Source organism: Pseudomonas sp. NPDC087598 (assembly GCF_044743525.1).
Classification (GTDB): domain Bacteria; phylum Pseudomonadota; class Gammaproteobacteria; order Pseudomonadales; family Pseudomonadaceae; genus Aquipseudomonas.
In genome coordinates this window covers 144,728-150,931 of record NZ_JBIUWQ010000006.1, presented here as the reverse complement: position 1 = coordinate 150,931, position 6,204 = coordinate 144,728, and the positions used below count along the sequence as shown (strand labels likewise).

Here is a 6,204-nt window from a genome sequence, read left to right as displayed (position 1 = left end):
TGATTCCAGGGCATGGTCAGCACCTCCTGACCATGATTGATACCTGTAAACCATGTCCCCGGTCTCAAACGTAAAGGATGTACCCGGTCTTTACCCACCCCAGCCCTCTCCCGACGGGAGAGGGAGCCGACTGAGGTGTCTGACGCTATCCATCGACCTGAAAAATCATATCGATCATGGATTCACAGCCGCACGTTCAAATCGGTGCAGCCCTTGAATATCCCCCAATCGGTCCCCTCTCCCTTTGGGAGAGGGTTAGGGTGAGGGGCTTCTAGCTTTTCAATGCATCAAATCATCTCCGGCAACGACGAGAGGATCTTGTCCAGCGTGATCGGATACTCCCGAACCCGTGCCCCGGTGGCGTTGTAAATCGCATTCGCCACCGCCGCACTCACCCCGCAAATCCCCAACTCACCGACACCCTTGGCCTTCATCGGCGAAGAAATCGGGTCAGTCTCATCGAGGAAAATCACCTCCTGATGCGGAATGTCGGCATGCACCGGCACCTCGTATCCGGCCAGATCATGGTTGACGAAGAACCCCAGCTTTTTGTCTACCGCCAATTCCTCCATCAACGCCGCGCCAACCCCCATGGTCATCGCGCCGATCACCTGGCTGCGCGCGGTTTTCGGATTGAGAATCCGTCCGGCTGCACAGACGGCGAGCATGCGCCGCACGCGAACTTCGCCAGTCGCTGCATCCACGGCGACTTCAACGAAGTGCGCACCAAACGTCGATTGCTGATACTGCTTGGCAAGGTCGGCGAATTCGATGCTGTCCTCCGCTTGCACGGCACCGTCGTGCGTGGCATTGCGCAGGGGCAGGGTTTTGCCGCCGGCGCGTACTTGACCGTCGGCGAACGCTACCTCGTCCGCCGTCATGCCCAGTTTGTGGGCGACCATTTCACGCAGTTTCACACACGCGGCATAGACGCCTGCGGTCGAGCAGTTGGCGCCGAACTGGCCACCGGAGCCCGCCGATACCGGGAAGCTGGAGTCGCCCAGCCGCACCACCACGTCGTCGATGCCAATGCCCATCATCTCGGCGGCCGTCTGCGCGATGATCGTGTAGCTGCCGGTGCCGATGTCGGTCATGTCGGTTTCCACCGTGACCTTGCCGTCGCGCTCCAGCCGCACCCGTGCGCCGGACTTGATCAACAGGTTATTGCGGATCGCCGCACCGACGCCCATGCCGATCAGCCAGCGACCCTCGCGGCGGCTGCCGGGTTTGACATTGCGCTGGTCCCAGCCGAATTTATCGGCGCCGGTTTGCAGGCATTCGATCAAGCGCCGCTGGGAGAACGGCCGTTCGGTTTTTACCGGGTCGACCTGAGTGTCATTGAGGATGCGAAACTGGATCGGATCAAGTTTGAGCTGTTCGGCCATTTCATCCATGGCGATTTCCAGCGCCATCAACCCCGGCGTTTCACCCGGAGCGCGCATGGCGTTGCCTTCGGGTAGATCCAGCGGCGCCAGACGCATGCTGACCAACCGATTTTGTGCGGCGTAAAGCAGTTGACTCGGTTGCGCCGCGACCTCGACCTTGCCGTCCTCAAGGTTGCCGGACCAGCCTTCGTGAGCGATGGCGGTGAGTTTGCCGTCCGCCGTTGCACCCATGCGGATACGCTGGATAGTTGCGGGGCGATGGGTGGTGTTGTTGGCGATCTGCGGGCGGGCGAGGGCGACTTTCACCGGTCTGCTTGCCATGCGTGCGCCAAGGGCGGCGAGGATCGCGTCGGCGCGGATAAACAGCTTGCCGCCGAAACCACCGCCAATGTACGGCGAGATCAAGCGGACTTTTTCCTTCGGCAAGCCAAGGGTGGTGGCGATGTCGCCGACGCTCCAGGCGATCATCTGGTTGGACGTCCACAAGGTCAGTTGATCGCCTTTCCACGCGGCCAATGTCGAGTGCGGTTCCATCATCGCGTGGGACTGATCCGGGGTGGTGTAGGTCTGGTCGAACTGCACCGGCGCGGCAGCAAACGCTGCAGCGAAATCACCGTGTTTGACGTCGGGCAGTTCGTCTTTCGGCTCGACGCCCTGATTGCGCACGCTGGCCAGATCGAACTCGCCCTTGGCCGCGACATAATCGACTTTGACCATTTGCGCAGCGGCGCGCGCCTGTTCAAAGGTCTCGGCGACGACCAATGCCACGGCCTGGTGATAGTGCTGCACCTCGGGCCCTGCCAGCAGATGCGCGGCGTTGTATTTGCCCTTGCCGAGCTTGCCGGCGTTGGCCGCAGTAACGATTGCCAGGACACCGGGCGCGGCTTTGGCTGCTTCCAGATCGATGTTGGTAATGCGCCCCTTGGCGATGGCCGAACCGACCATGAAACCGTAAGCCTGATTGGCCACCGCTTCATGTTGCTCGTAGGCGTAAGGCGCCTGGCCGCAGGTTTTCAATTTGCCTTCGACGCGGTCGGTGGGTTGACCGATAACTTTCAGTTGGTCGATCGGGTTGGTGGCGGCGGGCGTGTCGAATTTCATGCTTCATCCCTCGCTTGCGCCAACACCGAACCGAGCGTGCGCTCGACCAGCGTCAGTTTGAATTGGTTGTCGTGGGTTGGCGTGGCGCCGTCGAGCAAACGTTCGCTGACAGCTTTCGCACCCTTGGGCAGCAGTGCTTCAGCCGCTTCGACGCGCCAGGGTTTTGGGGCGATGCCACCGACGGCGATGCGGCCACTGCCGTCCTTTTGCAGGATCAGACCGACCGACACCAGTGCAAACGCGTAAGACGAACGATCGCGCACCTTGTGGTAAATGTGCGTGCCGCCAAGCGGAGCGGGCAGTGTCACCGAGGTGATGAATTCGCCTGGCGTAAGGCTGGTTTCGATGTTCGGTGTAGTGCCCGGCAATTGATGGAAATCTGCCATGGCGATGCTGCGTGTGCTGCCGTCGGGTTTCACCGTTTCAATCTGCGCATCGAGTGCGCGCATCGCAATCGCCATGTCGCTCGGGTGCGTGGCGATGCACGCGTCGCTGACGCCGATGATTCCCAACTGCCGACTGACCCCGCCAATCGCCGCGCAACCACTGCCAGGATTGCGTTTGTTGCAGGCCTGATGGGTGTCGTAGAAGTATGGGCAGCGCGTGCGTTGCAGCAGGTTGCCGGCGGTGGTCGCCATGTTGCGTAATTGTCCCGAGGCACCAGCGAGCAGGGCGCGAGATAGTAGCGCGTAGTCCTTGCGCACGCGGGCGTCGGCAGCCAGATCGGTGTTGCGCACCAGCGCGCCGATGCGCAGACCACCCTCGGGCGTGGCCTCGATCTGATCCAGGCCGAGATGATTGACGTCGATCAGATGCAACGGGGTTTCGATGTCGAGCTTCATCAGATCGAGCAGATTGGTGCCGCCGGCGATGAACTTCGCGCCTTCGATCTGCGCCGCTTGTGCTGCGGCGGCAGGGGAGTCGGCGCGGCTGTAGTTGAACGGTCTCATGATTGCACCTGCGCGACTTCGCTGATGGCTTCGATGATGTTCGAGTAGGCCCCGCAGCGGCAGATGTTGCCGCTCATGCGTTCCTGGAACTCGGCACCGATCAGTTGTGGTGATTCGGTCAGGCTAGGGCTGACGTGGCTGGGGATGCCGTCGCGGATTTCCTTGATGACAGCAACCGCCGAGCAGATCTGCCCCGGCGTGCAATAACCGCACTGATAGCCGTCATGCTTGATGAATGCGGCTTGCATCGGGTGCAGGTTGTCCGGCATGCCGAGGCCTTCGATGGTGGTGATCTCGGAGCCTTCGTGCATGACCGCCAGGGTCAGACAGGCGTTGATCCGTCGGCCGTCGGCGATGACTGTGCACGCTCCGCACTGGCCGTGGTCGCAGCCTTTTTTGCTGCCGGTCAGTTGCAGATGTTCGCGCAAGGCGTCGAGCAGGGTGGTGCGGTTGTCGACTTCAAGGGCGCGGGGTTTGCCATTGATTTGCAGGGTTACTTTGTTCATGGCCGGTTGCTCCAGGTTGGCGGCGTAGGCCCTGAGACTGATAAACGGTGGCATCGCAAACGCGGTCGCGGTCACGGCGCCGAGGATCAGAAATCTGCGTCGGGAAATCGTCATGGTTCGATTCCTTTTCTCTTCATCAGGGCAGCGGTGGTTGCACGGCCCAAACGGGCAGCCAGCGTGATCGCCGGTCTCGTTAAGGAGTGACCGCTGGGAAGAGCAAAAGGTTTTTGCTGATTTGCGCTATAGAGTTATGCGCAGGGTTCATCAATGGTCTGGCCGACACATATCCAATGTAGGCCTTCGCCTGCTCGCAATGGCGGGGTGTCAGCCAATATAAGTGTTGAATGACAGGGCCTCATCGCTGGCAAGCCAGCTCCCACAGGGGCTTATGCTGTAAACACAATCTGGTTCACAACATAGAAACCTGTGGGAGCTGGCTTGCCAGCGATGAGGCCAGAACATCCAGCCTCAATGCCCGCCAACCACCATCGAGGTGAACGGTGCGACGTAGGCCTGCAAGGTCACCAACCCGCCAACCAGTATTGCCAGCACAATCGAGTGGAAGAACACATAGCGCAAAATCTCGCCCTCATGCCCATACCAGCGGGTCGCGGTGGAGGCGACCACAATCGATTGTGCATCGACCATCTTGCCCATCACCCCGCCCGAACTGTTCGCCGCCGCCATGAGGATCGGGCTGATCCCGAGCTGCTCCGATGTCACTCGTTGCAAGCCACCGAACAGCACGTTCGAGGCGGTATCCGAACCCGTCAACGCCACGCCGAGCCAACCGAGCAAGGTGCCGAACATCGGATAGAAAATCCCCGTCGCCGCAAACGCCAGGCCCATGGTCGCGTCCAGCCCCGAGTAGCGCGTGAGGAACCCCAGCGCCAACATCGCCGCAATGGTGATCAGCGAAAAGCGCACCACCCACAGGGTGCGCAGGTATTGCTTGATCAGTTGCGGGATCGAGTAGCCCATCAGCAATCCACCGACAATCGCCGCCAGCAGAATTCCGCTGCCGGTGGCGGTGAACCAGGTGAATTTGTACACCGCTTCCTCGGCTTTCGGCGCGGGAACCACAGGCGGGACTTTTTCGATTTGCAGGTGCAGTGTGGTGAAGGTCACGGCCGGGGCGAAAATCGGGTTGGCCTCGTTGAGCGGTTTGCCCTGCGGATCGAGTTTGGCCGAATGCGTGACCGGATCGATGGCCGGGCGCACGTCGAAAATATTCTTGAAGCCTTGGGTGCCCCAGGCAAACACAAATACGGTGAGGATGATCCACGGCATCCACGCACGCATCACTGCCGGACGCGCCTGATCGCTGAACGCAGCGCTCGCGGTGACTTTTTCTTCCTCGACTTTAGAGTTGTCGACGCGCCCCGACAGCGCCGCCGAGGTGTGAATCGTCGCCGGTTTCCACACCTTCAAAAACAGCGTCAGGCACGCCATGGAAATCAGCGCGGCGATCACGTCCACCAGCATCGGCCCGTGGTAGTTGGACACGAGGAATTGCGGCACGGCGAAGCTGACCCCGGCCACCAGAATCGCCGGCCAGATTTCCAGCATCTTGCGCCACCCGGCGAAGGCCCAGATCAACCAGAACGGCACCAGCACGGAGAAGAACGGCAGTTGCCTACCGACCATCATCGACAGTTCCATTTCATCCAGGCCGGTGACTTTGGCCAGGGTGATGATTGGCGTGCCGAGCGCGCCGAACGCCACCGGTGCGGTGTTGGCGATCAGGGCCAGGCCTGACGCGGCCAGCGGCGAAAAACCGAGGCCGATCAAAATCGCCCCGGTCACCGCCACGGGTGTGCCGAAGCCTGCCGCGCCTTCGAAGAACGCCCCGAAGCAGAAGGCGATCAACAGCAACTGCAAGCGTCGATCGTCGGTGATCCGCGCCAGTGAATCCTGCAGCACCTTGAACGAGCCGTTTTCGGTGGTCAGGCGATGCAGGAAGATGATGTTGAGCACGATCCAGCCGATCGGCAATAAGCCGTTAGCCGCGCCGAACAACGCCGCGGAACCGGCCATGCTCGCCGGCATGCCAAAGGCGAAAATCGAGATCAGCAGCGCCGAACCGAGGGCGAGCAGGGCGGCCAGATGCGCCTTGACGTGGAAGAAGGCCAGCGCCGCGAGCATCACCACCACCGGCACGGCGGCCATGAGCGTGGAGATCACCGGGTTGCCGAACGGATCATAGATTTGCTGCCAGACCATGGTGCACCTCTGCTTTTTATTCTTGAGGGCGCAGGTCCG

The 6,204-nt window shown here is 61.1% G+C and carries 3 protein-coding genes and 1 pseudogene; all 4 read right to left on the bottom strand.

Annotated features, from left to right (window positions below; genetic code table 11):
• Positions 1 to 287: 287 nt before the first annotated feature.
• Positions 288 to 2,486, bottom strand: coding sequence for an aldehyde oxidoreductase molybdenum-binding subunit PaoC (paoC, locus tag ACIOWE_RS05900; RefSeq protein ID WP_401388486.1), 2,199 nt, complete (start codon positions 2,484 to 2,486; stop codon positions 288 to 290).
• Entirely contained in the window at positions 2,483 to 3,436 is a 954-nt protein-coding gene (locus tag ACIOWE_RS05895; protein WP_401388483.1) for an FAD binding domain-containing protein, read from the bottom strand. The genes paoC and ACIOWE_RS05895 overlap by 4 nt, the downstream gene beginning before the upstream one ends.
• Positions 3,433 to 4,059, bottom strand: a pseudogene (paoA, locus tag ACIOWE_RS05890) (aldehyde dehydrogenase iron-sulfur subunit PaoA); the annotation flags it as partial. The gene ACIOWE_RS05895 and the pseudogene paoA, both read right to left, overlap by 4 nt.
• Before the next feature lie 351 nt (positions 4,060 to 4,410).
• Entirely contained in the window at positions 4,411 to 6,165 is a 1,755-nt protein-coding gene (locus ACIOWE_RS05885) for an L-lactate permease (RefSeq protein WP_401388480.1), read from the bottom strand.
• Positions 6,166 to 6,204: the final 39 nt, after the last annotated feature.